This window comes from Streptomyces sp. RLA123 (genome assembly GCF_056270165.1).
Genome location: NZ_JBWDOR010000003.1, coordinates 6,187,909 through 6,214,147 on the forward strand (window position 1 = coordinate 6,187,909; position 26,239 = coordinate 6,214,147).

Consider the following 26,239-nt stretch of genomic DNA (forward strand, 5'->3'; position numbering starts at 1 on the left):
CGGGAGAGCGAACCACATTGACATCCTCCCCGTCCTATAGGGCGGCGATTCCTGGCTCACGTGGGCTGGGGACCAGCGGTCCGCCAGCGCTTGCACGATCGGCACCAGCCGGGTTGAGACCAGCCCGGACGAGCATCACGCGGGCGGAGTTCTTGTCCCTGGGGGACACGACTTTGCACGTGGTGCAGGTGTAGGTACGTTCGGAAAGAGGCAGTGCGTGCTTGGTTCTCGCTCCGCACGCCGCGCAGTCCATGGTGGTGTGCGCGGGATGCACCAGGCGGATGTCCCGCCCGTGCTTGCGGCCCATCTCGATCAGGGCCGTCTTCGTGGCGCCGATCGCCGCGTCCGCCGCCTTGCGGGCCATCGTGGACTTCGCCAGGAACTTCGGCCGGAAGTCTTCGACGGCGATGGCGTCGTGGTCGGTCACGACGCGCTTGGCCCACTTGCGGGCGGTGTCCTGCCTCCGGCGGGCGGTCTTCCTGGACACCTTCGCGGCGGCTTGGCGCGCCCTGCGGTACCCGCCGGTGTCCGGCGCGTCCCTCGGGGTTCGCCGGCGGGCCATCATCCTCTGGTAGAGGGCGAGTTTCGCCGCGGCGGTCCTGCCGTGCTGGGCGTGGGGCAGGTCGTGGAGGTCGCTGGTCGTGGTCGCGGTCTCAGCAACGCCCCAGTCGATACCGATCACTGCGCCGGTGGCGGGCAGCGGCTGCACCTGGGCGGCGACGACGAAGGAGGCGTACCAGTGGCCGCAGCTGTCCCGTTAGACGCGCACCGACGTCGGGGCGGCGGGCAGGTCACGGGACCACACCACCGTCAGCACGATGCCACCCGCCAGGTGCAGGCGCTCGTCCTTGATCCGGAAGCCCCGGGTGGTGTAGTTCAGCGACGGGTCGGCCTCGCGTTTGCGCTTGATGCGGGGCATTCCTGCGCGCTGCGGCATCGGCAGCCGCGCCGCGATGTCCTTCAACGCCTTGGCACGGGACTTCGCGAAGTCCCGGATCGTCTGCTGCTGCGGCACCGAGCTGCCGTCCCGCAGCCACGCCATCGACCGCCGGGCCTCGGTCAGCATCTTGTCGAGCTGCGCCGGGCCGCACGTGATCTTCCGCCGGGCGGTCTTGTTCAGGGCGTGGACCTTGCGGGACACGGCCACGCACTCGTTCCACACCCACCGGCACCGCGCCCACTCCGCTTCCAGGCCGGCACGCGCTGTCGACGACACCCGCAGCCGGTAGGTGTACCGGGCAGGCCCGGACTCCTCCTCCGCCGTCGCAGTCGTCGTCATGCCCCGGAACCTAACAGCCCCCACTGACAACCAATGAGAGTGCAGGTCAGGACAGATGCGCAGAGAACTCCGCCGCTTCGCGGCTCAGACCAACGGACCCATTCCTCCCCGGCCTGAAGGCCCGGGCCTCCTGGGAGAAAACAGATGAGCCTGAAGATCGTCATCCGTCCGAACGCGGCCGCCGCGCCGTTCGAGCAACTGCGCGCCCAGATCGCCGACCAGGCACGCTCCGGAACGCTCCCGGTCGGCTACCGGCTGCCGACGGTGCGCGGGCTCGCCGACGAACTCGGCCTGGCCGCCAACACCGTGGCCAAGGCGTACCGCGCCCTGGAGTCGGACGGCGTGATCGAGACCCGCGGCCGCAACGGCACGTTCGTCGCGGCCGCGGGCGACGCCGCCGACCGCGAGGCGGCCACCGCCGCGACGGCCTATGCCGAGCGCGCCCACCGCCTCGGCCTGGACCGCGCCGCCGCCGAGGCCGCCGTGCGGGACGCGCTGCGCGCCGTGTACGAGGCGTAGCGCGTCCCGCTCAGCAGCCCGGCGAGTTGTAGAGCGCCGGCCAGCCCGCGACCGCGACATCGAGGCCGGCCCCCGTCCCCACCTTCGGGTTCTCGTCGAGCAGGTCGAGCAGGTCGAGCGCCTCCGGCGGGATGCCGTGCCGCTCGTGTCCCAGGACGGCGACCGCGGTGCGCCGCGCGGCCCGCAGGTCCGGCCGTAGGGCCTCGTCGGCCGGGTCGGCCCCCACGATGTGCGCCCCGCGGGCGCGCTGCCGCTGGAGCCGGTCCAGCGGGTCGCCGGTCCAGTGCAGGCAAGGAGGGCGCCGCAGCGTGGTGCCGCGGGCCGGCGCCCGCGGCACCCAGGGGAAGCGCGGCACGACCAGGCACGCCCCGACCGCGTCGCAGGTACGCAGCGGCGTGCCCGGGTTCGCGCCGTGCAGCGGCCGCAGGGGCGCCGCGTAGAGGTGGTCCCGGCAGCCGTGCGTCCGGGGGCGGCGGCCGCGCCGCAGTCCGGCACCGGTGCGGGACCGCATCCGCGGCATCAGAGGTAGAGGCCGCCCGAGGGGGAGGCCGGGGTCTGGGCGGGGAGCACGGGGCCGCCAGCGGAGCCCGCGCCGCGGCGCAGCGCGTACAGCTCGGCCAGCGTGGCACCTTCGCGGCCGACACCCTCCGACGTGCCGAGCCAGTCGGTGGCCTCGGCGCGGGTCAGCGGGCCGACCTCGATACGGGCCAGGCAGCGCCCGGGACGGACCACCGCCGGGTGCAGGCGCTCGAGGTCCTCGTTGGTGGTGATGCCGACCAGGACGTTCCGCCCCTGGCCGAGCAGCCCGTCGGTCAGGTTGAGCAGCCGGGACAGCGCCTGGCCCGTCTGGTGCTTGGCCTGGCCGCGGATGAGTTCGTCGCAGTCCTCCAGGAGCAGCAGCCGCCAGCGGCCGGGCCCCTCGGCGTCGTCCTCGCCGATGGCGATCTCCATCAGGTACCCGACGTCGTTGAAGAGCACCTCGGGGTCGAGCACGCAGTCCACCTGGCACCAGTCCCGCCACGCGCGGGCCAGGGTGCGCAGCGCGGAGGTCTTGCCGGTGCCCGGCGGGCCGTGCAGGAGCAGCAGGCGGCCGCTGATGTCGTCCGCGGTGAGCTTCATCAGCCCGTCCACCGCCTCGGCCACCGGCGCGGTGTAGTTGTCCCGGACGTCGTCCCAGGGCGCGGCGCTGATCTGACGGGTGATGCGGTGCGGCCCGCGGCGCGGCGCCACGTACCAGAAGCCCATGGTGACGTCGTCGGGCTGCGGTTCGGGCTGGTCCTCGGCGTCCTCGACGGCCTCGGCCAGCACGCGCTGCGCGAGCTCCTCGCTCACGGCGGTGACCGTCACGTCCGCGCGGTGGTGCCAGCGGGAGACCAGGATCGTCCAGCCCTCGCCCTCGGCGAGGGTGGCGCCGCGGTCCTTGTCGCGCGCCGCGCGCAGCACTTCGGCCCCGACCGGCAGCAGGGTCAGCCCCGACTTGACCCGCTCCACGGAGGAGCCGCGCGAGTACGGCTGCTCGCCGGTGACGAAGCGGCTGAGGAACAGGGCGTCGATGGCGTCGGACGGCGAGTCGTCGTCGTTCATGCCGAGACGGATGGACAGGGCGCGATGCGGGGGCGTTGCGTCGGGCATGACGCTCATGATCCGGCACGTGCTCCGCACGCGCACAGGGTTTTCGCGGAGCGGCGCAATCCCGTTGAACCCCCGGTGAAACCCGTCCGATCCGGGCAACGCGGCGGTTACCCTGGCTGGTGATGGGACGCCATGGGGACGTTCGTGCGAAAGTACCGGGGGCGGGGCGGCGAGGCATCACCGCGCTTCTGGGGATCGGTGTGGTCGCGCTGGCGCTGCTGCTGACGACGTGCGACCTACGGGGCGGTACGGGCGACGGCGGGCGCGGCAGCGCCGGGTCGGACGCCGGGGTGCACAGCCCGTCCGGCACGCCCACCGGAAAGCCCGCCGCCGAGCTGGGATTCGGCCTGACCCACACCGAGTACAGCGCCGACCACGGCGAACGCCCGGCCAAGCAGGCGGCTGCCGGACTGCTCTCCGAGCGGTCGCTGCCCCAGGACCAGGCGATCATGGGCTGGGGCGCCGACAACCCCGAACCATCGCCGGGGAAGTACGACTTCGGCGAGCTCGACGACCGCATCGACCTCATCCGGGCCAGCGGCGGCACCCCCGTGATCACGCTGTGCTGCGCCCCGGACTGGATGAAGGGCGGCGCGCCCGGCGCCGGGACCGACTGGTCACGGCTGGAGGTCGCCCCCACCCGCGACCACTTCGACGACTTCGCGGCCCTCGCCGCCACCGTCGCCCGCCGCTATCCGGACGTGCGGCACTTCATCGTCTGGAACGAGTTCAAGGGCTTCTGGAACGACGGCGAGCAGCGCTGGGACTACGAGGGCTACACCGACCTGTACAACCGCGTGTACCGGGCCGTGAAGAAGGTGAATCCGGACAATCTCGTCGGTGGCCCCTACCTCGTCATGGACAGCTTCGCCCCCGGCGACGACGGCAACGGCGACGCCTCCGGCACCCTCAAGGGCCCCTGGGGCGCGGCCGACCGGCGGGTCCTCGACGCCGTCGACTACTGGCTGCGCCACAAGGCCGGCGCGGACTTCCTGGTCGCCGACGGCTCCAGCACCAACCGTGACGATTCCCTGGTACCCGACGAGTTCGCCGCCACCGAGAAGTTCGCCGCCGTCGGCCGCTGGCTGAAGCGTCGCAGCGGCGGCCTGCCCCTGTGGTGGGCCGAGTGGTACGTCGAGCCGGACGGGAAGCCGACCGGCTGGGACGAACGGCACCGCACCGCCGTCCAGGCCGCCGCCATGATGGAGCTCGCCCGCGGCGGCGCCGACGCGGCGTTCTACTGGAATCCCCAGGAGCGCGGCAGGTCGTGCCCGGGATGCCTGTGGACCAGCACCGAACTGTCCGCCCGGCGGTGGCGAGCAGCTGCCCATGATGGACCTGCTGCGCCGCTTCGCCGCCGCCTTCCCGCCGGGAACGCGCTTTCGCACCGTGTCCGTCGCCGAGGACGACCGGCCCAATGTGCGGGTGCTCGCCGACGACCGGGCGGTGCTCGTCGTCAACGTCCTCGGCCGCCCGATCCGGGCGAAGGTGGACGGCCGGGCCTTCGACCTGCCCGCCTACGGCATCCACTGGCTCGGCCGTGACCGGTAGGGCGGGCTGGGGCCGCGGCCGGCGTCAGACGACGTTGCGGACCAGCCACTCGTCCGGGTTGTAGGCGTCGCGGTCCGGGTCGTGGACCGTGGCCAGGACCCCGGGGACCGTGTCCTGCGGGCGGACGCGCGCCGGCAGCCGGCCGAAGCGGGCCTGCCGGGCCTGCGCCGCCGTGTCCGGTGCCGTGCCCTGCGGCTGCGGGGTCGTCTCGTTCTCCTTGTGCGCCATTGCTCGCACCTCCTTGGCCCCGGGAACGTCGCGTGGCGGCGCGGTGTTCCCGGGGCTGTTCCCGGGGCGGGGAGGCGGCCGGTCAGCTCAGGGTGAGGAAACGGACCGCCGTCGCCGCCAGGAACACCAGCAGCAGCGGCGCGGCCGCCACCAACGACCAGCGCATGCCGCGTCGTCGCCTGGCCTCCGGCAGGATGACCCGGGCCAGCTCGCGGGCGCCGAGCAGCACCAGCAGCGAGACGCCGGCGAGCACGCCCGCCGCCGTCCAGGTGTTCCATGTCACAACGGGGAAGACCCGGCCGGGCCGCGGTTGCGCCGCCTCCCAGCCGGCCGGCTGCTCGCGCAGTTCGTAGACGGTCGCGTCCTCGTTGCTCAGCACCGGCCGCAGTTCGGTCCGCGCGTCGAGGGAGCGCAGCAGCTTGGCGGGCCAGGTCCCGGAGAATCCGGCGTCCAACTGGAGATAGGCGTCCTGGCCGCGCGAGACCATCAGGTACGAGTTCGGTCCCGCGTCCTGGAGCGCCTTGACCAGCGGATCGACCAGTACCGGGTCGCGCGGGGCCAGGACCGGCACGTACGTCACCCGTTCCATGTCCCGGGCGTTCCACGGCAGGGCCGGCGTCACGTCGTTCACCGGGTCGGTGCTGAGCCACACCAGGCGGGCGGTCGGCTTGTCGTGCGCGTACACGTACTCCATTGCCGCGACCTCGCCTGTGCGGACCCGCTCGAACGGCTCGTTGCCCCACCGGGCGACCAGGAAGCCCGCGATCAGCACCCAGCCGGCCAGCAGCGCCGCGGCCGGCCCGCGCCACCCGCGGTCCGAGGAGGACCGCGGGAAGAACGCGAGCGCGCCCAGGACGGCGGCCCCCGGCAGCGCGAACAGGAACACGCGCAGGGCCATCTCGCCGCCGTAGGACTGCATGCCGAAGCCGAGGAACGGCACGACCAGCAGCACCAGCAGGGCCAGGTCGTTGATCCCGGCCCAGCGGCGGCGCAGCCAGCCGGCCGCCGCGAGCGCCATCACGCCGCCCGCCAGGGCGATCCGCACGTAGAGCACCAGCTTGTGCACCGTGCTGCCGCCTTCGATGCGTCCGGAGACGCTGGAGGACACATTGCCGCCGAGCGAGCCCACGCCGCCGAACAGCTCGTCGAAGTGGCCCGACCAGTACGGTTCGGCGAGGTAGCAGATCCATCCGATCAGCAGCACCCCGCACAGCACCGGCAGCCCGAGCGGTGTCGACCGCCGGACGAGCACGAGGAAGGCCAGCACCCCCAGCATGACGAAGGGGGTGAGCTGGTGGCTCACCACCGACGCCGCGAACAGCGCCACCAGCAGGGCCAGCAGCACCGCCCGGTCGGTCCGGCCCGTCGGGGCGACCTCGGCCTCGCCGGGCAGCAGTTTGCCGCGCGGCGCCGCCGGGGACCGGAACCAGACCAGGAGCACGGCCGCGAAGAGCAGGTAGATCAGGTAGTTGAGGGACTGCGGGGAGAAGTAGTCCTGCCCCACCCAGCCGCACAGGGCGAACATCCACACCGCGCACCACTTCGCGCGCCATCCCGCGCGCACCGCGCGCAGCAGCAGCATCAGCGGCGCCAGGTACAGCAGTTCCACGGCCAGCGGCCACCAGCGCAGCACCTCGGTGAGGTCGGTGAGCCCGCTGGCGCGGGTGACGAAGGTGACCGCGGCGAAGAAGCCGGGCCAGGAGAAGCGGGCGTCCATGTCGGGCGCGGCGTCCCCGGTACGGCCGATGTAGTCGATGAAGCCCGCGTGCTGCCACGCGGTCGCGAACCGCGGCTGCTCCTCCAGTACCGCGGGCAAGGCGTGCAGGGACACCACCGTCGCCAGCAGGATCGCCAGCAGCAGCCACCGGCGCGGCGCGCGCAGCCACAGGCCGGCCGCGAAGGCCACCACCAGCAGCGCCGCCCCGGCCAGGGTCGCCGGCGGGAGCACGGAGATCAGGCCCAGGCCGTTCATCGCGTCGAGCGAGGCGTCGTCCATGCCGGTGAGCGGAAGCCAGTACAGGGCCAGCGCGGTCACCAGCAGACCCCAGACCCCGAGCCCCGGCAGTCGGGCCCGGAAGCCGGTGGGAACCTCGGGCGGCACCGGGGCTTTTGCCGGGGGCTCGGCCGGGGGCTCCTGCGGTGGTCCGGATGCCGGGGAGGGTGTCGCGGGCGTCAGGGACTTCTCCGCGCGCGGCGCGGGAAGTTCCGGGATCGCGGTCCCCTGCGGCGGCGTCACCCAGGGGCGCCGCTCGGGGTGGTCGAAGTCGAGGTGGACGCCCAGTTGGAGGGTGTCGCTGTCCAGCGCGGCGGCACGCGCCCAGCGCGTGCCGTAGACGATCTCCAGGTCCTCGCCCGCCGCGGCCGTCTGCTCGGGCGCGGGCCCGGTGGTGTCCGCCTCGTATGTCCCGGCCTCGGGCACGGCGGACGGCTGCGGGGCAGCAGCGGGTGCGGTGACCAGCGGCCGCAGCCCGAAGACGGCGACCACCGCGATCACCACCAGGCTGCCCAGCTCGGCCCACCCGGCCCCGGTGATGCCCAGCGGCCCCAGCAGCGCGAGGGTGAGCGCCAGCACCAGCAGGCACAGCAGCCCCTGAAGGAAGGCCAGCAGGCCGGTGCGGCTCTGCGCCCGCAGGATGCCGAAGTAGACCTCGATCAGCACACGGGTCAGCGAGCACAGCGCCAGCAGCCGCAGCAGCGGCGCGCCCTCCTGCGCGTAGCCGTCACCGAACACGCCGAGGATCTGCGGCGCGAAGACGCCCATGACGAGCGTGATCGGCACCATGATCTTGGCCATCCGGCGCAGCGCCGCCCGGCAGTTCTCGGCGATCCGGCTGGGGTCGTGGGCGCCCTCGACGGTCAGCGAGGACCCCATGTTGATCGCGAGCAGGTCGATCGTGCCGCCGATCGTCATGGTGATGTAGAAGTACGCGTTGTCCGCGGAGGAGATCTGCGAGGCGACGATGACCGGGACGAGATACACCACGGCGAGTGCGAAGAACGAGCCGGTGGCGTCACCGGCGACGAAGCGGCCCATCTGACGGGCCGTCGGCGGCTCGATGGTCTCCGCCGTGGCCTTGACGTGCCGGGGCACCAGCCGGCGGAAGACCAGCCAGCCCAGCGGCACCACCGACAGGCCGATGGCGGCGACCCAGGACACGAACACGCCGGCCGTCGGGACAGCCGCCGCGATGCCCACCAGCAGTGCCAGTTTCGCCGCGGAGAAGACGGTGTTGCCGACGGGAACCCACACCGCCCGGCGCAGCCCGGTCAGCACCCCGTCCTGGAGCGTCAGCAGCGACCAGCCGACGACCGCCGCGATGAAACCGAGCCCGTTGGCCGTGCCGTGCAGGAAGCGGTACGAGGGGCCCCAGAAGTCCAGGGTGAGCAGGAAGGCCGCCGCGGCGAAGGCGACGATCGCGGAACTCCCCGTGTACGTGCCGAAGATCAGGCGCCCGGTGCGCCGCCCCGAGACCGGGATGAAGCGGGCGAGGGCCCCGGTGAGGGTCACCGCGGTCAGGCCCGCGAGGAACTTCATGGCGGCGATCGCCGCCGAGCCCTGACCGACCGCGTCCTCGGTGTAGTAGCGGGCCGCGACCAGCCAGTAGCCCAGGCCGAGCACCGCGGAGACACCGGTGTTGAGCATCAGCGCGTAGGCGTTGCGGAACAGCTGGTTCCCGCCGCGCTTGTCGGCGCCGGACGCGGATCCGGGATCACCGGGCGCCTCGACGGCGGGCGTCTGCCCGGGAGCCGGTTCCCCGGGTGCTGCGGGCGTGGTTGACGTCGTGGTCGTCTCAGACACCGCTCTCGCGCACCTTCCGCACACCCCGGCGGGCTCTGCGCACCAGGGAGTACCCCTGGGTCAGTACCCGGTCCGCCGCGAGATCACGGGCGACGGCGCGCCCTTCGACCAGCCGCTCGAACTCCTCGATCCCCGTGCCGCGGCGGACCGTCACCCGGGCCAGCGCATAGGGGCTCTGGCGTCGCGGGTCGGCGAGGGCGTTGCCCACGGCGAGCGCGGAGCCGAAGCCGGCCGTGCGCACGGCCTGCCGCACCCGGCGGGTGGAGTAGCCGTACGGGTAGGCGAACGAGGACGGTGGCGCGCCCAGTTCGTCGTGGAGGATCTCCCGGCACCGCAGCAGCTCGAACCAGAGCCGCTTGTCGCCGAGTTGGTCCAGCTGCGGATGGGTGTGGCTGTGCCCGCCGATCTCGGTGCCGGCGTCGCGCAGTTCGCGCACCTGGTCCCAGTCGAGCATGGTGTCCAGCGCCGCGCCCGGCACCTCGTACGCGCCGCGCAGCCAGCCGGTGGAGACGAAGAGCGTCGAGGTGAAGCCGAGCCCCTTCAGTACGGGGAGGGCATGCCGGTGCACACCCTCGTAGCCGTCGTCGAAGGTGATCAGCACCGGGCGGCGCGGCAGCGCCCGCCCCTCGCGCCAGGCGGCCGCCAGGGCGGACGTGCCGAGCGGGGTGAAGCCGCGGTCCCCGAGCAGCGCCATCTGCGCGGCGAAGGCCGCGGGGGTCACGGACAGCCCCCGGGTCGGCCGGGCAGGCGTGTCGGTGACGGCGTGGTACATCAGGATCGGCACGGGGCCGTCCCGCCGTCCGTCGTACTCGGTCATACGAGAGCACCTCCCGGTGTGCGGTGGACGGACGGCAGGGGAACGGCCGGTCTCACGGCATGGCCTCCCCCCGGGTGCGCAGTCGGGCGACGGCATACCCGGCCGCCGTCGTCGCCACGCCGGTCACGATGGCGCCGGCCCGCCCGGCGCCGCCGGGGCGGCCGCGCAGGGCGTCGCGCAGTCCGCGCGCGGCGCCGGCCGGCAGGACGCGTGTGGCGTACCGTCGTTCGGTCTCCAGGCCCGCCTCGGTGCCGACGCTGCGGGTGACCAGCGCCTTGGACAACCCCTCGGCGTAGCAGCGGGTGCGGAAGTAGGCGAAGCGCTCCCGGGCGGCGGGGACGCGGTGCCAGATCACGGCGCGGTCGTCGATGAGCAGCAGCGTGCCGGGCTCGGCCTGCGCGAGCCGGATGCAGAACTCCGTCTCCTCGCAGCCCAGCGGTCGTTTGTCGCCGTCGCGCCCGATGCCGGTCGCGAAGCCGCCCGCGATGTCGAAGGCGGTGCGGCGGAACGCGGCGTTGCCGCCGAGGACGTTGCGCACCGGGGCCCGGCCGGGCGGCTGGCCCCGGTAGGAGGCGCCCACCACCCAGTCGAACTCCTCGGGGAACCAGCGCGGCCGGCGCCCGGAGGCCCACACCGGGCGGGTGCGCCCGCCGATGCCCATGACCTGCGGGTCCTCAAGTGCGTCGGCGAACCAGTGCAGCCAGTCCCGTTCGGCGACCGCGTCGTCGTCGAGGAAGGCGACGGCCTCGCCGGTGGACGCCTCGATCCCGGTGTTGCGGCCGGCCGACAGACCGCGCGGCCCGGCGTTGGCGAGCACCCGCACCGGGGTTCCGGCATAGTGCTCCTCCAGCCGCCCCCGGAGCGCGGGGTTGTGGTCGACGACCAGCAGCACCTCGTGGGCGGCCAGGCTCTGCGCCCCCACCGAGGCCACGGCGGCGAGGATGTCGCCCCAGCGGTCCTCGGTGTAGACGCAGATCACCACGGAGACCGGGGTCCGTCCGGTCACCGCGCGTCCTTGCGGCGTGCGGCGCGGCGCTCGTTCTTCTCCTGCACGATGACCTTCAGCACCCGTAACCCGTCGCGCACCGCGCGCAGGTTGCTGACGCCGTGGATGCGCACGTACTCGTGGCTGGGGATCTCCTGCACCTTCAGGCCGGCCGTCACGACTCTGATGTTCATCAGGGTCTCGACCTCGAAGCCGGTGCAGTCCAGCGTGATCTTGTCCAGGCAGTGCCGCCAGAACGCGTTGTAGCCGTAGCACAGATCGGTGTAGCGGGCCCCGAACTTGGCGTTGACCACGGCGCACAGGACGCGGTTGCCGAGCTTGCGGATCGGGGTCATGTCGTCCGTGCCGCCGCCGTTGGCGAAGCGCGAGCCCTTGGCGAAGTCGGCCCCCCCGACGAGGGCGGACACATAGGAGACGATCTCCGACCCGTCCGCCGAGCCGTCGGCGTCCACCATCACGATGATCTCGCCGGTGCAGGCGGCGAAACCGCTGATCAGGGCATCGCCCTTGCCCTTGCCTGTCTGCGGCACGATCCGCACGTCCGGCCGCAGTTCACGGGCGACCCCGATGGTGTCGTCCGTGGAGTTCCCGTCGACGAGGACCACTTCGTGGATCCACGACGGCAGGGTGGCGAAGACGTGCGGCAGGTTCTCGGCCTCGTTCATCGCCGGAATGACCACGCTGACGAGCGGAGCGATCGCCAAGTGCGCGGAGACCGGCGTGAAATGGTCCGGCGCCAGGACCGCGGCTGTCTGCGCGTGCCCGGTGACTGCCGGGCGCAGAGACGAGCTCATGAGTCAGTTTTCCCTCTCGTCCGGTGGGTCGCCCGTCCCGGGCGCCCTCTGGTGTGCCGGTTCGAAAGGGGGGTTGTCTCACCCCGCCCGGGAATCCGTGCATGCAGGGCATGACGGCGTCCCATGTGCTGGCGTGCCGGGTGAGTGGACATGCGTGACTGGCCGCGCGGCTCGCGACTCGGCACACACGTCCCGGTGACCGAGCACGGCACCCCCCTACCGCGCCCCGCGATCTTCCTGTCGCGACTGTCTGGCCCTCCCCTTCAGCCGCCCATAACAGGTCGATGCGGGTGGATGTATGACGGTATTGCCGGTTGGAACTCTATGGCAAGTCTCGTGAGAGTGAATACCGTTTCATGGAATTGGCGGATAGTCGTCCTGGTCGGTCCTAATGAGTCCTGATCAATCCCGATGGGCCCTGGTGAATGCTGATCAGTCCCGATCGGCACCGATCCACGATGTTGGACACCATTGATCATCCCTGTGACGCAATGTCCGTTATCGCGCACCGGCGCGCAACCGCCCCACACGCTTGAGGAATCGGTCGGCCGGCTCGCGCAGCACGGGATGTGCCGTGACCGCGTTGCGCAGGGCGCGCACCGGCGCACGCCGGGCGCGATGGCCGAGCGCCACCGGGTGCGGCCGGGTCACCCAGCCCTCGGAGACGGTCAGGTCGCGAGTCTTCAGGGACTCCTTGTACTCCTTGTGGCCGCGCCCGAGGTCGAGATGGGCCACCCCGTCGGCCGCCGCGCCCTCCGCCATCCGCAGATGGAGCACCAGCCCCGGCGAGTACTTCGAGAACTGCGGGTCGTACGCCGGGAACCAGCACGCCAGCACCGCCGGCGTACGCATCCCGAAGTGGGCGGCGATCGGCCGGTCGCCCGCGTACAGCACCGACAGCAGGCCGCTGAAGGACTCCTCGCGGGTGTGGAAGAGATGCTCCACCAGGTCGACGATCCAGGGCCGCGCGAAGCGGTCGCTGCGCCCGGTTCTTCGGTACTGCGCCGACTTCCAGTTCATGAGCGTGCGCAGCGCGCCGACATCGCGCTCGTCGTGCACGTAGCGCACCTCGCCTACGTCCCGGCCGAGCTTGCGCTCCTTGGCGAGCGTCGTGCGCACGAACTTGGGCGAGTGGCTGCGAAGATGGCCGAGATACGCCTCGTAACCGTGTTCGACGTCCATCACGGGCGAGGCGTACGTACCGGTCGCCCCCTCTTCGAAGGGCTTCTGGCCCTCCACGAGGTGGTCGAACTCCCAGACGGCCAGCCCGCAGGCGCGCAGCAGCTCCCGGGCGTCCCACTGGAACCCCGGCCGGTGCACGAGCCCCTGACAGTCCGAGAGCCCCAGCCCGATCGCCCGGCCCACGCCGGCCGCCGAGCGCTGGAACGGGAAGAAGGCGACCGGGTCGCCGTCCTCGCGGGCCACCGCGACGCGTACGCCCCGGTGGTGATGGGCCACGGCGAAGGTGAAGCCGGGTGACAGGAAGGGATTGCCCAGTTGCGGGCTGCCCATGGCGACCGCCTGGCTCTGCACACGTGTCCACGCCGCCCGGTCGGCGGCGGTGAGCTCGCCGGGGCGGTAAACGGTGATGTCCACTTTACGGAGTCCGCCTTCTCTCGGCCCGGCCTCGGGACCGCCGCAGGAGCGGCAGCAGGAACAGCGCGGCACTCACCGCCGCGACGACGGCGACTCCGCCGCGCACCGACCACATGTGCAGCGCGAGCATGCCTTGCGCCACGAGCAGGTCGATCACGACGGTGCCCCCGGCGGCGACGACCGCCCGGCTGAGCGGGTCGAGGCCGCGCAACCCGGCGGCGAGTGCCACGGCGGGTGCGGCGAGCAGGAAGAAGAAGGTGAACGGCGCCCGGACGGGCGAGGCGATGTCCGCGAGCGCGAGCACCGCGCCGACCCCGCCGACTCCCACGGCGGCGCCCGCGAGCAGGGGAAGTGATTCCTTGCCGATCGGGTAACCGGATGCATTGTCTGTGTGCGGTGGTTGCATTGGCGACTTTGCCCCCCAAAACGCCGGATGCAGATGTTCAATGTCGCTCAATTCGGGCGCGGACGTCAAGGAAGAGGGGGGGAGAAGCGGCCGTCCAGCCCGGGCCGGGCAGAGCCGGACGATTTCCCCCGAACTGCCCGCCGGGGCGCGGTAGTTTGTTCGGAACGGTCGGGCGGCACCGCGCCGGCGGCGGTCCGGCGGTGCGTCACATGCCCGCATCCTGGCGGGATGTCCGCCGTGCGCGCGATGCGGCGGAGATCCTGCTAAGGGGTTTTCCATGAGACTGTCCCGTTTCGCGTCGGCCGCGTCCGCGCTCGTCCTCACCGCCGCACTCGCTCTGACCGGTGCCGGCCCGGCAGACGCCGCAGGCCCCGTGTATGTGGCCCTCGGCGACTCCTACGCCGCGGGCGTCGGCTCCGGGAGATACGACGGCTCCAGCGGCGGCTGCTACCGCAGCGGCAGGGCGTACCCCCGGCTGTGGGCCAACGCCCATACTCCGTCCGGGTTCTCTTTCACCGCCTGTTCCGGCGCCACCATCACCGATGTGCTCAACCGTCAGCTCGGCCCGCTGAATGCCTCCACGACCTTGGTCAGCATCACCGCGGCGGCAACGACGCGGGATTCGTCGACGTCATGACCACCTGCCTGCTCAGCGTGTCCAGCGCGTGCCTGAGCCGGATCGACCAGGCACGCGACGACATCGAGAACCGGCTCCCGGCCCGGCTGGACGCTCTCTACGACGCCATCGTTTCCCGGGCACCCGCGGCCCGCGTGGTCGTCGTCGGGTACCCCCACTTCTACAAGCTCGGTACCTCCTGCATCGGCCTCGGCAAGGCCAAGCGCAGGGCCATCAACGAGGCCGCCGACCTCCTCGACACCGTCACCGCCAAGCGCGCCGCCGACCACGGCTTCGCCTTCGCCGATGTGCGCGGCGCCTTCACCGGCCATGAGCTCTGCGCCGGATCGGAGTGGCTGCACAGCCTGACCATCCCGGTCTACGAGTCGTACCACCCCACCGCCTCCGGCCAGTCCGGCGGCTACCTCCCGGTGTTCACCGCGGCCGCGTGACCCGCGGCGCACGCATGCCGGAGGGGTCCGGGCGCCCGCCCGGCCCCTCCGCGCGTTCACGGAGAGGCGGCTGTGCCCGTGGGGGACGGGGACGGCGACGGGGACGTCGTACGGCAGGTGACGGTGAACGGGATGCGTTCCGACTCCACCGCCACCGGACTGCCGATCTCCACCGTCATCGAGTCCTCGTGCGTGGCGTCCGTTTCGTTGGACAGCTCGACGTACTCGACCGTACGGCTGGTGTCCCCGCCCGCCGGGAAGTCGAGCGTCCGCCATCCTGGGTCCCCGCCGGTCCCGCTCCCCGTCCGCCAGCGGTAGCCGACCGTCGCAGGGGTCCGGTCGACCGTCACGACCGCGGAGAACGCCGGCGCCTGCGCCTCCGGCGGCGGGCAGGCGCCCGTGTAACCGTCCCGTACCGCGTGGACGGAGACATGGACGTTCACCCGGACCGGCGTGTGCGATGTGCCGGAGGACGTCCCCGAGCCCGGGCCGTGGCCGTCCGTGGGCGAGGCCGGACCGGTGGCGCCGCCCGGGGAGGAGGCGGGCGGCGAGGAGGCACTGCCGTCCGTCGTCACCGCGGGGGAGGACACGTCCGCGTCGTTGACACCCCCTGTCGTCCCCGTCGCGGTCGACCCGGAACCGGCCGCACCGCCCCCTTCGTCGTTCAGGAGCGCGTAGGCCGCCCCGCCCGCTCCCAGCGCCAGGGCGAGCACCCCCGCCGCCAGCGCCACGGCCGCCCGTCGGGGCCGCTCCGGCGTAGCGGCGGCCGGCGGTTCGTCGGGCGGGGGCGGACCGAGGGGCGTCGTGCGCACCGGCGTGCGGTCCCGCTGCCGGTCCCGGACCGGCTGCGGCGCGGTGACCGTCAGGGCGGCCTCGGTCGGCGCGTAGGCCGCGGCGACCTGGCCCGGTCCCGGTGAGCGGCCGGCCGCCACGGCGTCCAGCTGCCGCTGCGCCTCCGCGGCGGGGAGCCGGGCGGCCGGGTCCTTCTCCAGCAGCCCCGCGATCACCGGCCCGAGCGGGCCCGCCCGCCGGGGCGGCGGCAACGGTTCGTCCACCACGGCGCGCATCGTGCTCAGCGCCGTGTCGCGCCGGAAGGGCGAACCGCCCTCCACCGCGACGTACAGCAGCACGCCCAGCGACCACAGATCGGACGCCGGGCCGGGGCGGCGACCCAGCGCGCGCTCCGGCGCCAGGTACTCGGGCGAGCCGACCAGTTCGCCGGTGCGGGTGAGCGCCGAGGTGCCCTCGATCATCGCGATGCCGAAGTCGGTGAGCACCACCCGGCCGTCATTGCCGATCAGCACATTGCCGGGCTTGACGTCGCGGTGCAGCACACCGGCGGTGTGCGCCACCCGCAGCGCGGCCAGCACCTTCGCCCCGATGTCCGCCGCCCTGCGCAGTGCCATGGGGCCCTCGGCGTCGAGGACGTCGGCCAGCGTCAGGCCGCGGATCAGTTCCATGACGATCCACGGGTTGCCGTCCGCCATCGCCACGTCGTAGACCTTGACGACGTTCGGGTGCTCCACCCGGGCGGCGGCGCGGCCCTCCTGCTCCAGCCTCGCGTAGAGGCGGGCGGTGTCGCGCTCGTCGAACCCGGCCGGCGCCTTGACCTCCTTGATCGCCACCTCGCGGCCCAGCAGCTCGTCACGGGCGAGCCAGACCACGCCCATGCCGCCGCGCCCGAGTTCGCCGATCAACCGGTAGCGCTCCGCCACGACCCGTGTCATCGGCGGCTCCCCCCTTCATCGCGACCGCTGCCCAGCATGACCGAACTTCCGCCTGTGCGAACCCTTTCGACGGGAACCTCCCTCGCCGCCGTCAGCCCAGGGTCGCCGCAGCGCCCCTGAGCACCAGGCCGCAGCCGAGCACCAGCACCACCGACGCCGTCGCCAGCGGCATCAGGCGCCTCGCCGCCGTCAACGCCCGGCCCCGGAGCAGCCCTTGGCGCAGCGAGGCCCGGCCGGCCAGCCGGCCCAGGCGCACGACGGCGAATCCGGCCGCCGTGAGCGTCACGGCCAGGCCCGCGCCGTACGCCAGCACCAGCAGGAAGCCGAACCAGGCCTGGCCGAGCGCCGCCGCGCCGACGAGCACGACGACGGCGGACGGGCTCGGGACCAGGCCGCCCGCGAAGCCGAGCAGGATCGTGCCACGAAGGGTGGGGCGGCCCTCGTGGACGTGCGGGTGGACGTGCGGGTGGGGGTGGTGCGGTACGGGGGCGGGAGGTTCGGCGGTCAGGACGGTGGCGGGGGAGAGGCCGGCGGACGGGTCGGCGGCGCTGGGCGTGCGGGGGTGGTGGTGAGGGGCGTGCGCGTGGCTGTGGCCCTGCGCGTGGCGGTGCTCGTGGCTGTGCTCGTCGTCGTGTCCGTGTCCGTGTCCGTGTCCGTGTCCGTGCCCGTGTCCGTGCCCGTGTCCGTGCCCGTGTCCGTGCCCGCGCAGCCGCCACGCCCTGCGGAACAGTGCCGCCCCCGCGAAGGCGACCAGGACACCGCTCGCGATGCCGAGCCAGGCGATGACCGAGGGCGCGGCCGCCGACCCCGTCGTCACGAGCAGCCCCAGCCCGAACACACCGAGCGTGTGGGTGACCGTCACCGACGCGCCCAGGGCGAGCATGTCGCGCCGCGACCGGCGACCGCCCGCCGCTGCCGCCGCGGCCATCAGAGTCTTGCCGTGGCCCGGGGCGAGCGCGTGCATCGCGCCCAGCGCCAGCGCCGTGAGCAGGGCCAGCGCGGCGAAGCCCGGGGTGAGCGCGTGCCGGGACACCAGCCCGGTGAGCGCCTGGGTCCAGCGGTCCGCACCGCGCGGCAGCACACCGCTCCCCGGTGCCGCCGCGCTGCCCGGGTCCGCCGCGCCGCCGAGCGCCGGCCCGCCGGGCGTCACGCGCAGCCGCGCCGACCGCTCGTCGGCGGGGGAGGACAGCAGGTCCCCCGGGTAGGCCGTCAGGCGCCGCGACACCGACGCGCCGGGTACGTCGGCGGCGGCGAGGGTCATACGGTCGCCGCGCGCCGTGATCTCCCGCCAGCCGGGCCCCGTGCCGAGGTCGGCCGGACGGTACGTCAGCACGACCGGCTCCGCACGGGGGAGGGGCGCCGTCAGCCGGCACTCCACGCGCAACGTCGTCAGACCGGCCTGCCCCGGCCGGACGGCGGCGCTCGCCGCGGCCACCCGGACCGGAGTGCTCCGCCCGTCCGCCCCGGCCCGTGCCCCGTCCGCCGCCGCGCCGCAGCGCAGCCGCGCCCAGGCCGCCAGCTCGGGCTTCGCCAGGGTGCCGTCGCCGTCCCGGTCGACGGCCGGGACGGCCTGGGCGGCGGGGATCTCCGCAAGATCCTCGACGTGGTCGACGCGCAGCGTGCCGGGCGCGACGACCAGCCCGTCGTAGCGGTTGATGGTGAAGTTGCCGAGCGGGTGCGCCTGCGCCTGGCCGGCGGGCAGTATCGCGAGCGCGGCGGCGGCCGCCGCCACAGCCGCCGCCGCGGCCGTCCTGCGCCGGATCATGACGGGTCTCCTTCGATACGAGCGAGGGCCGCGCGTGCGGCGGGGGCGCCGGTCGGGGAGAAACCGGGGTTGAGCCGCAGGGCGGCGGCCAGCGACCCGCGGGCGGCCGGTCGCCTGCCGAGGGCGGCCTCGATGACGCCGCGGTGGTAGAGGAAGGCCGCGTTGCGGTAGCCGGGCGCGGAGGAGCGCTCCGCGTACGGCAGCGCTTCCTGGTCGCGGCCGTTGACGTGCAGGGCCCAGGCGAGGGCGTCGGCGGTGTGCACGGTGTGCCGGCGCGCCCACTCCGCGCGGGCCGCGCGCAGCGCCTCGCGCGGGTCGCCGTGGTCGGCGGCGACCAGGGCCGCGTCGAGGTCCGTCGCGACGCCGTTCGCCTTGGCGAGCGCGATCCAGGTGCCGACCACCGCGAACTGCTCACGGGCCTTGTCCCGCCGGCCGGACGCCTCGTACAGCTCGCCCAGCTCGGCGAGTTGAGCCGGCAGCGGGTAGCGGCGGACGACCTCGGCCAGGTCCTGGAGGGCCCGGGCGCGGTCGCCGCGTGCGGCGTGGGCACGGCCGCGGCCCTCGATCGCCGGCAGGTAGCCGGGCGACGCGCGCAGCGCGGTGGCGTACTGCGCGAGGGCCTGCGTGTAACTCCCCTGGCTCCAGGCGAGCTGGCCCAGCGCCGTGGCCACGTAGGCGGTGTCGCCGGGGGTGCTCGCGGAGTCCAGGGCCCGGGTCAGGATGCGGCGGGCGCCGGTCGCGTCACCGTGCAGCTCGCGCACGTACGCGAGACGGGTGAAGACGGGGATGCCCGGGCGCAACGTGTCGGCGTGCTCGGCGGTGGACCGCGCGGCGTCGTACCGGCCGAGTTCGACCAGGGCGTCCACCCGGACCGCCAGGGCGCGTTCGTTGTAGGCGTTGGTGCGCAGGGCGCGGTCGGCGGCGCTCAGGGCGGTGCCGAAGTCGTGGCGGGCGGCGGCGAGGGCGGCCTGCCCGGCGAGCGCCGCGTCATTGCCGTCGGGGGTGATCCGCAGGGACCGGGCGAGTGCCGCCTCGGCCTGCGGATAGCGGGTGGGGTCGCCGGAGGTGCGGGCCTGCTCGACATAGGCCGCACCGAGCGTGGCCCAGCCGGAGGAGTCCTCCGGCTGCGCGCGCAGGTGTTCCTGCAGTCCCGCGATGCCGCCCGCGAGGTCTCCCGTCGCGAGCCGGTCCAGCGGGGCGTCGCCGGCCCGCGCGGCCGCCGCGGCCGGGCCGCCGCCCGCGCCGGGCCGGCCGGAGGTGCCGCCGAGCACCAGCGCACCCGCGGTGAGCGCCAGCGCCAGGCCCAGCGACAGCGCGGTGAAGAGGACGGCGGTGCGCAGCCGGCCCAGGGGCGGTGCGTCCATGGCTGTCTGCCTTTCGGGTGGGGTGGGAGCCCCGGCCGGGGCGAGGGGAGCCGGCGCCCCGGCCGGGAGCGGGACCGGTGGTCAGGCCCGGTGGGCCCGCGTGCGGACCGGGCGGCGGCGCATCCGCCACCAGGCCAGCGCGGCGCCGATGAGCAGCACACCCGCGCCGCCGGAGGCCGCGGAGGCGATGAGGGCGGTGCTGTCGTCACCGCCGGGGCCCGGCATGAGGCCACCGGCGTTGAGCTGGGTCACCCCGTCGGTCCGGGTCGAGTCCGTCGTCGCCGCCTTGGCGAGCGGGCCGTCCGATCCGGAGTTGGGCAGGGCCACATAGGGGAAGCTCGCCCCGAAGGCCTGGTCGTTGGCGTCGACCGCGTCGCCGAGGTCGTTCTTGGCGCCGAGCAGTTCGCCCTCGACCACCTGGAGCGCGATGTCGACGACGTCGTCGGTCAGCCGGCGCCCGTTCGGGAAGCCGGCGGTGTCGCCGTCGAGGACGCCGAGCCGCTTGGGCTGCGCGGCGGGCGGGACGGCGGTGTTGAGCCGCAGCATCTCCGACGGCCGGACGTGCGGCGGCTGGTTGAGCCCCGGCACACCGGTGAGGAAGACCTGGACGAGGTCGTTGCGGGGGGTGGCCGGAGCCTTGATCTTGTAGATGCCCTCGATGAGCTTCGGCAGCTCGGGCTCGGTCACGTTCTTGAGGAACTGCGCGTCGTTCCAGGGAGACGAGGCGTTGAATTTGTCCTTGTCCTTGAGGGGGTTGACCACCTCGTTGACCAGCGGCATGCCGAGCCGGGAGACCTGCGCCCAGTCCCCGTCGGCAGTGCGCCGCTGGGTGGTGGACCAGATGCCGACGACCGGCTGCTTCGCGGACCGGCGTATCGCGGCGGTCGGCACCTGGAGGGCGATCGTGTTGACGTTGTAGCCCTTGAGGGTGTCGTCGCCGACTTCGGAGAGGTTGCCCCCGTAGAGCAGGTCGAAGACCCGCAGATCCAGGAAGAAGGGGTCGTCGGACTGGCCGGCGAAGGCCGTCGTGCCCCGGCCCAGGTCCCTGACGGCCTGCCCGCGCAGCACGTTGTAGTCGGGCATCGACGCCTTGCCGACGTTCGACGGGGCCACCGGCACGTCGTTCGCGACCTTGTAGCGGCCGGTCACGTGCTGGTTGTGCAGCCGGAACAGGTCGATGTCGTACGTCTGGAAGAAGTTCAGGTCCGGGTCGTCGAGGCTGGTGACCGGGCCGGTGTTGTAGAGGAACGTCTTCTTGTTGCGGACGTGGTCCTGGAACGTCCACCGGTAGAGGTAGTCGCCCTGGGCGTCCCCGTCGTTGTCGATGTGGATGTCGTACTGGGCGTCGTTGGCGAACTTGTAGAAGTTCGGGCCGCCGGCCGGGTCCTCGAACGGGATCCAGTTCGCCACCAGCGTGGTGGTGTCCGGGCGGTCGGGGCTGACGAACGCGTACACGTCCGTGGTGTCGTACTGCGGCTGGCCCGAGATCAGCGGCGCCTCCCGGTGGCTGGAGGCCTCCGCGGCGTCCGGTGCCAGTACGGTGACGCCCGCCGCGGCGAGCCCCCCCGCGGCCAGGGTGCCCGCCGTGATCAGGGCGATCGCACGGGATCGCCCGATCCGGGCCGTGAGCCTGTTCCTGAGTTCTGCGGTCATCGCGTCGGTCCTTCGCGAGTGCGGCCTCTTCCCCTTGGAAGAGGTCCTGCGAGAGGTGTTCGGGACCGGGGGGCGGGGCGGATTGGCGGAGCGAGAGGAATTTGCGTCACAGAATCGTCACGTGATAATGGGGCAACCGGACTGCCCGGCCTCGGAGTTGGGGCCGGGACCCGGCGCGGGCGCCGGCCCGTGCCGAACCGGAGCCGGTGCCGGGTCCCGGCCCGGCGCCCCGATCGGGAAGCAGGGGTGCGAGATGAGGCGCTCCGTGCACGAACTGGCCGAGTCCTACGTCCTGGACGCGTTGCGGCCCCGGGAGGTGCGCCGGTTCGAGGACCATCTGCCGCGGTGCGGGGCCTGCGCGGACCGGGTGGGCGAACTGGCCGGAGATGCGGTGTGGCTGGGCGGCGCGGCACGGTCGGCAGCACCGGGGGCGGTGCTGGGGGAGGTCGTCGAGCACCCCGGCGTTCAGCGGCGGGAAAGGGGCGCGCGCCCCGGAGCGCGCCACCTGTGGCGCCGGGGCAGGCCCTCGGCGGTCGTCGTGGCGGCGGCGGGCGCGGCCGCCGCGCTCGCCCTCGCCGCGGTGCTGGGCGTCCTGCTCGACCGCGCCGGGGAGCGGCTGGACCGGGAGCGGGCGCGGACGCGGGCGGTCACGGAGGTGCTGACCGCGCCCGACGCGCGGCCCGCCTACACCAATGACGACCACGGCCGCGGAATGACGGCGGTCTACTCGCGGGCGCTGCGACGCGCGGTGGTGACGGTGCAGGGCCTGCCCCGGCCGGCGGAGCGCCGGGTCTACCAGGTGTGGCTGGTCAGCGAGCGCCCGGAGGCATACCGCTCGATCGGGGTGCTCGGGGACGATCCGGGCACAGGCGACACGCCCGGGCCGCTGCTCGCCTCCGGGCTGGACGGGCGGTCGTACGCCTTCACCGTGACGATTGAGCCGAGTGGCGGATCTCCCCAGCCCACCGCCGACCCCGTGGCCCAACTGCCCCTGCTGGCGCTCGGGATCGACGCATGACCGTCAACCCCCTTGACGTACAGGTGAATCCGGTAACGCGGATGCGTAGGTGACGCCACGGGACGATAGGGTTACCCTGCCCGGTGCCGGGTGCCCTCGAACGGGTGGGGAGTGTCATGGATCAGATAGCAATGCGAGGCAGGGCGCGAGTGCCTGCCATCACCTGCGGGAGCAGCACGTCCAGTGCGCGGCTCGACCGCCATCTCTCGGTGCTGGCCGGTCCGGCCGTGCCGCAGCGGGAGGCGGAGGAGGCCACGCTGTTGATGCGTGAGCTGACCTCGCGTGACCACGTGCGGTCGGACGCGAACCGTGGAGCCCGAGTGTCGCTTTTCGCTCCGCTGCGGCGGCTGCGACGTTCGCTCTTCGGGGGCCGCGGCTGACCCGAGGGCGTTCCCGACGCCTCCGCACGCGAACAGGCTCGGGCGAACACACCGTCCCGGCACCGCGCCGTCTTATGCGGCGTGTCGGTGTGTTTCGTCCGGGCCTGTTGTCATGTCGACTTGTGGCCACATGGGCAGATGGTCATATGGATATGGCTGCTGTCGAGTGACCAGGGCGGGTCAGCTGTTTTCGCCCTGGATGCGCTGACCTTCGGGCCGGGGAGCGATGGGTCCCCGTGGGCCAGGAATCCCCGCCTCTCAGGGCGGGGAGGATGTCAAAGCAGGACGAACTGCCCGTCCGGGCCCTCCTCGTGGTGGTCGAGCACGGACGCGGGACGCCGCGCCGCCTGCGGAACCGGCAGGACACGCGCCGCCCGCAGCTCCCCGGCCCCGATGCGGGGTCCCGCGGCCACCCGTGCGGCCAGGGCCCGGCGGTGCGGCCGCTCCTCCGCCAGCAGTGCGAGGACGCTGATCAGCTCCAGCAGTTCGGTCGTGCGGGCGCGCGGCCAGGAAGCGGGGCGTACGGCGTCCAGCGTTCCCGCCGCTCCCGGCTCCGCACGACGGGCGAACCAGGTCTCCAGCACCCGGGTGCCGCCCGCGTGGAACTCCCAGGCCGCCTCCGCCACCGGCGCGATCCGCCCGTCCCCGACCACCAGCGCCTCCTCCTCCGCGTCCCAGGAGGGTGGCTCCTGCGGCACGTCCGGCAGAGCGGCCCGCACGTACGGCCGACGGCCGCCCGGCAGCCGGGGATGCCCCACCGGCCGCTCCGCCCCCGGATCGGCGTACCGGGCGCCGCGCGTGTGCAGCCAGAGCAGCCGGCGGCCGAGCGCGACGCCCTGTGCCCACAGCTCCGGGTCGGCGGTCAGCGGTACCCCGACCGGCCCGCCGGCCGTCCCCGTCGCGGCGATCCAGGCGAGCACGTCCTCCGCCGGGACCGGCACGCCCAGCCGCGCCCCGAGATGGGCGAGCAGTCCCGGCGCCAGGTTGGGGTCGGCCCCGCCGGGGCGGCGGAAGAGCGGACGCACGCGGCCGGGCCGTCCGGCGGGGGAGTGCCCGTCGGGAAGCAGCGCGGAGAAGGTCAGCGGCGGCCCCGGGATCTGCGGCAGCCGGGCGAGTTCGACCGCGTACACCTGGTGGGTGTCGTCCGCGACGCGCCACAGCTCCGGGCGGGCGGCGTCGATCAGCCGCTGGTCCGGCAGCAGCCATTGCTGGTCGTACGGGCCGTGGAGCACCCGCACCGGCTCGGCGCACGGCCCGTGCTCGCGTTCCAGCCGCGCGGTGGACACGGGGTGGCCAGGCAGCTGGGCGACGCCGGTGTGCGTCGTCCGCGCTCGTGACGGGTGGAACAGACGCGCGCGCTCGGCCCCTTCGGCCCGCAGCAGCCGGTCCCATCGGGCGGTGAGAGTGGCGGCCTCGGGAGCCAGCACCCAGGAGCGCCCCAGGCGCAGGGGCGGGGTGGACCACGGCATCAGCTCTGCCAGCGTCGGCGCGTCATCGCTCACCGTGAGCATGCTACTTAAGGCCCCTCAGGGTGCCTCCATCGTGACGGTGAAGGAGAAGCGGTCCCCGCGGTAGTGGATGCGTACGACATCGACGACCCGTCCGGACTCGTCGTAGGTCACCCCCGTGTAGTGCAGGATCGGGCTGAGCAGCGGCACCCGCAGCAGCCGCGCGGTGTCCGGGTCGGCGAGGCGGGCCTCCACGGTGTCGGTGATCCGGCTGATCCGCACCCCCAGGGCGTCGCGCAGCACCTTCGTCATCGGCCAGCGGGCCAGGTCCGCCAGGTCGATCCGGGCCGCCAGCTCGGGCAGTACGAAGTTCTCCGCCCAGTTGGTCGGCTCACCCGTCCCGTCGTCGCACCGCAGCCTGCGGTACGCCACCGTCTCGGCCGCGCCGGGGAAGTACTCGGCGTACTCCGCGGGCACCGGCTCGGGGCCGTGCCCGAGCACGCTTGTGCGCTCCCCGGACTGCTGGGCCACGATCGCGTCGACCGAGCCCAGCAGCCGGACCGGGGCACCGCGCCGCGCGGCCGGCTCGATGAACGTGCCGCGCCGGCGGTGCCGGCTGATCAGCCCCTCCTCCTCCAGTTCCTTGAGCGCCTGCCGCATGGTGAGCACGCTCACGCCGTAGTGCCCCGCCAGGACGTCCTCGGTCGGCAGCCGCAGCGGGGCGTCCGGACGGCGGACGAGTATCGAGGCGCGCAGCGACTGCGACACCTGGTACCACAAGGGGAGCTTGCGGTTCAGGACCAGCGAGTCGGGGGCGAAGAGACCGGGGCCCGTCGTCATGGTCTGAAGTGTCGCTCGAGCCCCCGCCACACGTCGTCGTACCCCGGCTGCAGATGTTCCGCTCCCAGTGCCTGCGCCGTGGGCACGACCGGCCAGCGCGTCTCGAACATGAACGCCAGGCCGTCGTCGATCTTCTGCGGCGCCAACTCCGCGCCGCTGGCCTTGTCGAACGTCGCCCGGTCCGGGCCGTGCGCCGACATCATGTTGTGCAGTGAGGCGCCGCCGGGCACAAAGCCCTCGGCCTTGGCGTCGTACGCCCCCTCGACGAGCCCCATGAACTCGCTCATCACATTGCGGTGGAAGTACGGCGGCCGGAAGGTGTCCTCGCCGACCAGCCAGCGCGGCGCGAAGACCACGAAGTCGGCGTTGGCCAGGCCCGGGGTGTCGGAGGGCGAGGTCAGCACCGTGTAGATCGACGGGTCGGGGTGGTCCCAGCTGACGGAGCCCAGCACATTGAAGCGGTGCAGGTCGTACACGTACGGCACCAGGTTTCCGTGCCAGCCCACGACGTCCAGCGGCGAGTGGTCGTACTCGGCGGCCCAGAGGTTGCCACCGAACTTGTTGACCACCTCCACGGGCTCCTCGCGGTCCTCGTACGCGGCGACGGGTGCCATGAAGTCCCGGGCGTGCGCCAGCCCGTTCGCCCCGATGGGGCCGAGGTCGGGGAGGCGGAAGTGCTGCCCGTAGTTCTCGCAGACGTAGCCGCGCGCGTCGGCGTCCAGCAGCTCGACGCGGAAGCGCACCCCGCGCGGGATCAGCGCGACGTGTCCCGGTTCGGCGGCCAGCACACCGAGTTCGGTGCGCAGCAGCAGGCCGCCGCGCTCCGGCACGATCAGCAGCTCGCCGTCGGAGGACGAGAACACCCGGGCGTCCATCGAGCGGTTGGCGGCGTACCAATGGATGCCGATGCCCTCGCGGCGCAGCACATCGCCGTTCCCGCCGACGGTGACCAGGCCGTCGACGAAGTCCGCCGGACCCTGCGGTATCGGCAGCGGACTCCAGCGCAGCCGGTTGGGGTCGGCCTCGGCCTCCTGGAAGGGCGCGCTGCGCAGGGCGCCGTTCGTGATGCGCCGGAAGGGCGGGTGCGCGGCCGAGGGGCGGATGCGGTACAGCCACGAGCGGCGGTTGTGGTGCCGCGGCTCGGTGAACGCGGTCCCGCTCAGCTGCTCCGCGTACAACCCGAGCGGGGCGCGCTGCGGGGAGTTGCGGCCCACCGGGACGGCGCCCGGCACGGCCTCGCTGACGTGCTCGTTGCCGAAGCCCGGAAGGTACTCCAGGTCCTTGATCTCAGTGCTGGTCACGATTCCTATGGTCGAGCAGAGGAATCCGGCCCGCAAGGGGTCGTCGGG

At 73.4% G+C, this 26,239-nt stretch carries 19 protein-coding genes and 3 pseudogenes; 5 read left to right on the plus strand and 17 right to left on the minus strand.

Going from position 1 to position 26,239, the window contains the following annotated elements; all coding sequences use genetic code 11:
- Positions 1-34: 34 nt before the first annotated feature.
- Positions 35-1,279: pseudogene (locus RV983_RS28245) on the minus strand (RNA-guided endonuclease InsQ/TnpB family protein).
- Positions 1,280-1,423: 144 nt separating this feature from the next.
- On the opposite strand from RV983_RS28245, the gene RV983_RS28250 reads away from it, so the two are divergent.
- Positions 1,424-1,798, plus strand: coding sequence for a GntR family transcriptional regulator (locus RV983_RS28250; protein ID WP_475988534.1), 375 nt, complete (start codon positions 1,424-1,426; stop codon positions 1,796-1,798).
- A gap of 10 nt (positions 1,799-1,808) precedes the next feature.
- On the opposite strand, the gene RV983_RS28255 is transcribed toward RV983_RS28250, so the two are convergent.
- The gene (locus tag RV983_RS28255) at positions 1,809-2,309 is read right to left on the minus strand and encodes an RNA methyltransferase (protein ID WP_475988535.1); all 501 of its coding nucleotides are present in this window, start codon (positions 2,307-2,309) and stop codon (positions 1,809-1,811) included.
- A gap of 8 nt (positions 2,310-2,317) precedes the next feature.
- On the minus strand, positions 2,318-3,439 hold the full coding sequence (locus tag RV983_RS28260; RefSeq protein WP_475990484.1) for a DUF5925 domain-containing protein: 1,122 nt from the start codon (positions 3,437-3,439) through the stop codon (positions 2,318-2,320).
- Positions 3,440-3,552: 113 nt separating this feature from the next.
- Between RV983_RS28260 and RV983_RS28265 the strand changes: the two are divergent.
- A pseudogene (locus tag RV983_RS28265) lies at positions 3,553-4,981 on the plus strand (GH39 family glycosyl hydrolase).
- Between the two features lie 24 nt (positions 4,982-5,005).
- On the opposite strand, the gene RV983_RS28270 reads toward RV983_RS28265, so the two are convergent.
- The 7 genes from RV983_RS28270 to RV983_RS28300 all read right to left on the minus strand — a co-directional run bounded on the left by RV983_RS28270 (position 5,006) and on the right by RV983_RS28300 (position 13,627).
- The gene (locus RV983_RS28270; RefSeq protein WP_475988536.1) at positions 5,006-5,209 is read right to left on the minus strand and encodes a hypothetical protein; all 204 of its coding nucleotides are present in this window, start codon (positions 5,207-5,209) and stop codon (positions 5,006-5,008) included.
- Between the two features lie 82 nt (positions 5,210-5,291).
- Complete coding sequence (locus RV983_RS28275; RefSeq protein ID WP_475988537.1) at positions 5,292-9,008, minus strand: lipopolysaccharide biosynthesis protein; 3,717 nt, start codon at positions 9,006-9,008, stop codon at positions 5,292-5,294.
- Complete coding sequence (locus tag RV983_RS28280; protein WP_475988538.1) at positions 9,001-9,825, minus strand: polysaccharide deacetylase family protein; 825 nt, start codon at positions 9,823-9,825, stop codon at positions 9,001-9,003. The genes RV983_RS28275 and RV983_RS28280 overlap by 8 nt, the downstream gene beginning before the upstream one ends.
- A 52-nt stretch (positions 9,826-9,877) precedes the next feature.
- Positions 9,878-10,831, minus strand: coding sequence for a glycosyltransferase family 2 protein (locus RV983_RS28285; protein WP_475988539.1), 954 nt, complete (start codon positions 10,829-10,831; stop codon positions 9,878-9,880).
- On the minus strand, positions 10,828-11,625 hold the full coding sequence (locus RV983_RS28290; protein ID WP_475988540.1) for a glycosyltransferase family 2 protein: 798 nt from the start codon (positions 11,623-11,625) through the stop codon (positions 10,828-10,830). The genes RV983_RS28285 and RV983_RS28290 overlap by 4 nt, the downstream gene beginning before the upstream one ends.
- Positions 11,626-12,123: 498 nt before the next feature.
- On the minus strand, positions 12,124-13,221 hold the full coding sequence (locus tag RV983_RS28295) for a GNAT family N-acetyltransferase (protein WP_475988541.1): 1,098 nt from the start codon (positions 13,219-13,221) through the stop codon (positions 12,124-12,126).
- A 1-nt stretch (position 13,222) separates the two neighbouring features.
- Entirely contained in the window at positions 13,223-13,627 is a 405-nt protein-coding gene (locus tag RV983_RS28300; RefSeq protein ID WP_475988542.1) for a hypothetical protein, read from the minus strand.
- A 277-nt stretch (positions 13,628-13,904) separates the two neighbouring features.
- On the opposite strand from RV983_RS28300, the pseudogene RV983_RS28305 reads away from it, so the two are divergent.
- Positions 13,905-14,695, plus strand: a pseudogene (locus RV983_RS28305) (SGNH/GDSL hydrolase family protein).
- A 56-nt stretch (positions 14,696-14,751) separates the two neighbouring features.
- Here RV983_RS28305 and RV983_RS28310 read toward each other — a convergent pair.
- From RV983_RS28310 to RV983_RS28325, 4 genes are all read right to left on the minus strand, one after another.
- On the minus strand, positions 14,752-16,422 hold the full coding sequence (locus RV983_RS28310) for a serine/threonine-protein kinase (protein WP_475988543.1): 1,671 nt from the start codon (positions 16,420-16,422) through the stop codon (positions 14,752-14,754).
- Positions 16,423-16,513: 91 nt separating this feature from the next.
- Positions 16,514-18,187 (minus strand): nickel transporter, encoded by a 1,674-nt coding sequence (locus tag RV983_RS28315; RefSeq protein WP_475988544.1) that lies wholly within the window; start codon positions 18,185-18,187, stop codon positions 16,514-16,516.
- A complete protein-coding gene (locus RV983_RS28320) occupies positions 18,184-19,551 on the minus strand; it encodes a tetratricopeptide repeat protein (RefSeq protein ID WP_475988545.1) in 1,368 nt (455 codons plus the stop codon). Before RV983_RS28320 ends, RV983_RS28315 begins: the two co-directional genes overlap by 4 nt.
- An 81-nt stretch (positions 19,552-19,632) precedes the next feature.
- Entirely contained in the window at positions 19,633-21,204 is a 1,572-nt protein-coding gene (locus tag RV983_RS28325; RefSeq protein ID WP_475988546.1) for a DUF4331 domain-containing protein, read from the minus strand.
- Positions 21,205-21,457: 253 nt separating this feature from the next.
- On the opposite strand from RV983_RS28325, the gene RV983_RS28330 reads away from it, so the two are divergent.
- Both RV983_RS28330 and RV983_RS28335 read left to right on the plus strand, forming a co-directional pair.
- Complete coding sequence (locus tag RV983_RS28330; protein ID WP_475988547.1) at positions 21,458-22,222, plus strand: anti-sigma factor; 765 nt, start codon at positions 21,458-21,460, stop codon at positions 22,220-22,222.
- Between the two features lie 116 nt (positions 22,223-22,338).
- Complete coding sequence (locus tag RV983_RS28335; protein WP_475988548.1) at positions 22,339-22,602, plus strand: hypothetical protein; 264 nt, start codon at positions 22,339-22,341, stop codon at positions 22,600-22,602.
- A 275-nt stretch (positions 22,603-22,877) separates the two neighbouring features.
- On the opposite strand, the gene RV983_RS28340 is transcribed toward RV983_RS28335, so the two are convergent.
- Genes RV983_RS28340 through hmgA form a run of 3 tightly spaced genes read right to left on the minus strand, consistent with a single transcriptional unit; the run spans position 22,878 to position 26,191 of the window.
- The gene (locus tag RV983_RS28340; protein ID WP_475988549.1) at positions 22,878-24,113 is read right to left on the minus strand and encodes a type ISP restriction/modification enzyme; all 1,236 of its coding nucleotides are present in this window, start codon (positions 24,111-24,113) and stop codon (positions 22,878-22,880) included.
- 15 nt (positions 24,114-24,128) lie between these two features.
- Positions 24,129-24,890, minus strand: a complete 762-nt coding sequence (locus RV983_RS28345; protein ID WP_475988550.1) for a GntR family transcriptional regulator — start codon at positions 24,888-24,890, stop codon at positions 24,129-24,131.
- Positions 24,887-26,191, minus strand: coding sequence for a homogentisate 1,2-dioxygenase (hmgA, locus tag RV983_RS28350; protein ID WP_475988551.1), 1,305 nt, complete (start codon positions 26,189-26,191; stop codon positions 24,887-24,889). The genes RV983_RS28345 and hmgA overlap by 4 nt, the downstream gene beginning before the upstream one ends.
- Between the last annotated feature and the right edge of the window lie 48 nt (positions 26,192-26,239).

Coding starts and splice junctions, on each gene's coding strand:
- RV983_RS28250 (WP_475988534.1), top strand. CDS start 1,424: ATGAGCCTGAAGATCGTCATCCGTCCGAACGCGGCCGCCGCGCCGTTC.
- RV983_RS28255 (WP_475988535.1), bottom strand. CDS start 2,309: ATGCGGTCCCGCACCGGTGCCGGACTGCGGCGCGGCCGCCGCCCCCGG.
- RV983_RS28260 (WP_475990484.1), bottom strand. CDS start 3,439: ATGAGCGTCATGCCCGACGCAACGCCCCCGCATCGCGCCCTGTCCATC.
- RV983_RS28270 (WP_475988536.1), bottom strand. CDS start 5,209: ATGGCGCACAAGGAGAACGAGACGACCCCGCAGCCGCAGGGCACGGCA.
- RV983_RS28280 (WP_475988538.1), bottom strand. CDS start 9,825: ATGACCGAGTACGACGGACGGCGGGACGGCCCCGTGCCGATCCTGATG.
- RV983_RS28290 (WP_475988540.1), bottom strand. CDS start 11,625: ATGAGCTCGTCTCTGCGCCCGGCAGTCACCGGGCACGCGCAGACAGCC.
- RV983_RS28300 (WP_475988542.1), bottom strand. CDS start 13,627: ATGCAACCACCGCACACAGACAATGCATCCGGTTACCCGATCGGCAAG.
- RV983_RS28310 (WP_475988543.1), bottom strand. CDS start 16,422: ATGACACGGGTCGTGGCGGAGCGCTACCGGTTGATCGGCGAACTCGGG.
- RV983_RS28315 (WP_475988544.1), bottom strand. CDS start 18,187: ATGATCCGGCGCAGGACGGCCGCGGCGGCGGCTGTGGCGGCGGCCGCC.
- RV983_RS28320 (WP_475988545.1), bottom strand. CDS start 19,551: ATGGACGCACCGCCCCTGGGCCGGCTGCGCACCGCCGTCCTCTTCACC.
- RV983_RS28325 (WP_475988546.1), bottom strand. CDS start 21,204: ATGACCGCAGAACTCAGGAACAGGCTCACGGCCCGGATCGGGCGATCC.
- RV983_RS28330 (WP_475988547.1), top strand. CDS start 21,458: ATGAGGCGCTCCGTGCACGAACTGGCCGAGTCCTACGTCCTGGACGCG.
- RV983_RS28335 (WP_475988548.1), top strand. CDS start 22,339: ATGGATCAGATAGCAATGCGAGGCAGGGCGCGAGTGCCTGCCATCACC.
- RV983_RS28340 (WP_475988549.1), bottom strand. CDS start 24,113: ATGCTCACGGTGAGCGATGACGCGCCGACGCTGGCAGAGCTGATGCCG.
- RV983_RS28345 (WP_475988550.1), bottom strand. CDS start 24,890: ATGACGACGGGCCCCGGTCTCTTCGCCCCCGACTCGCTGGTCCTGAAC.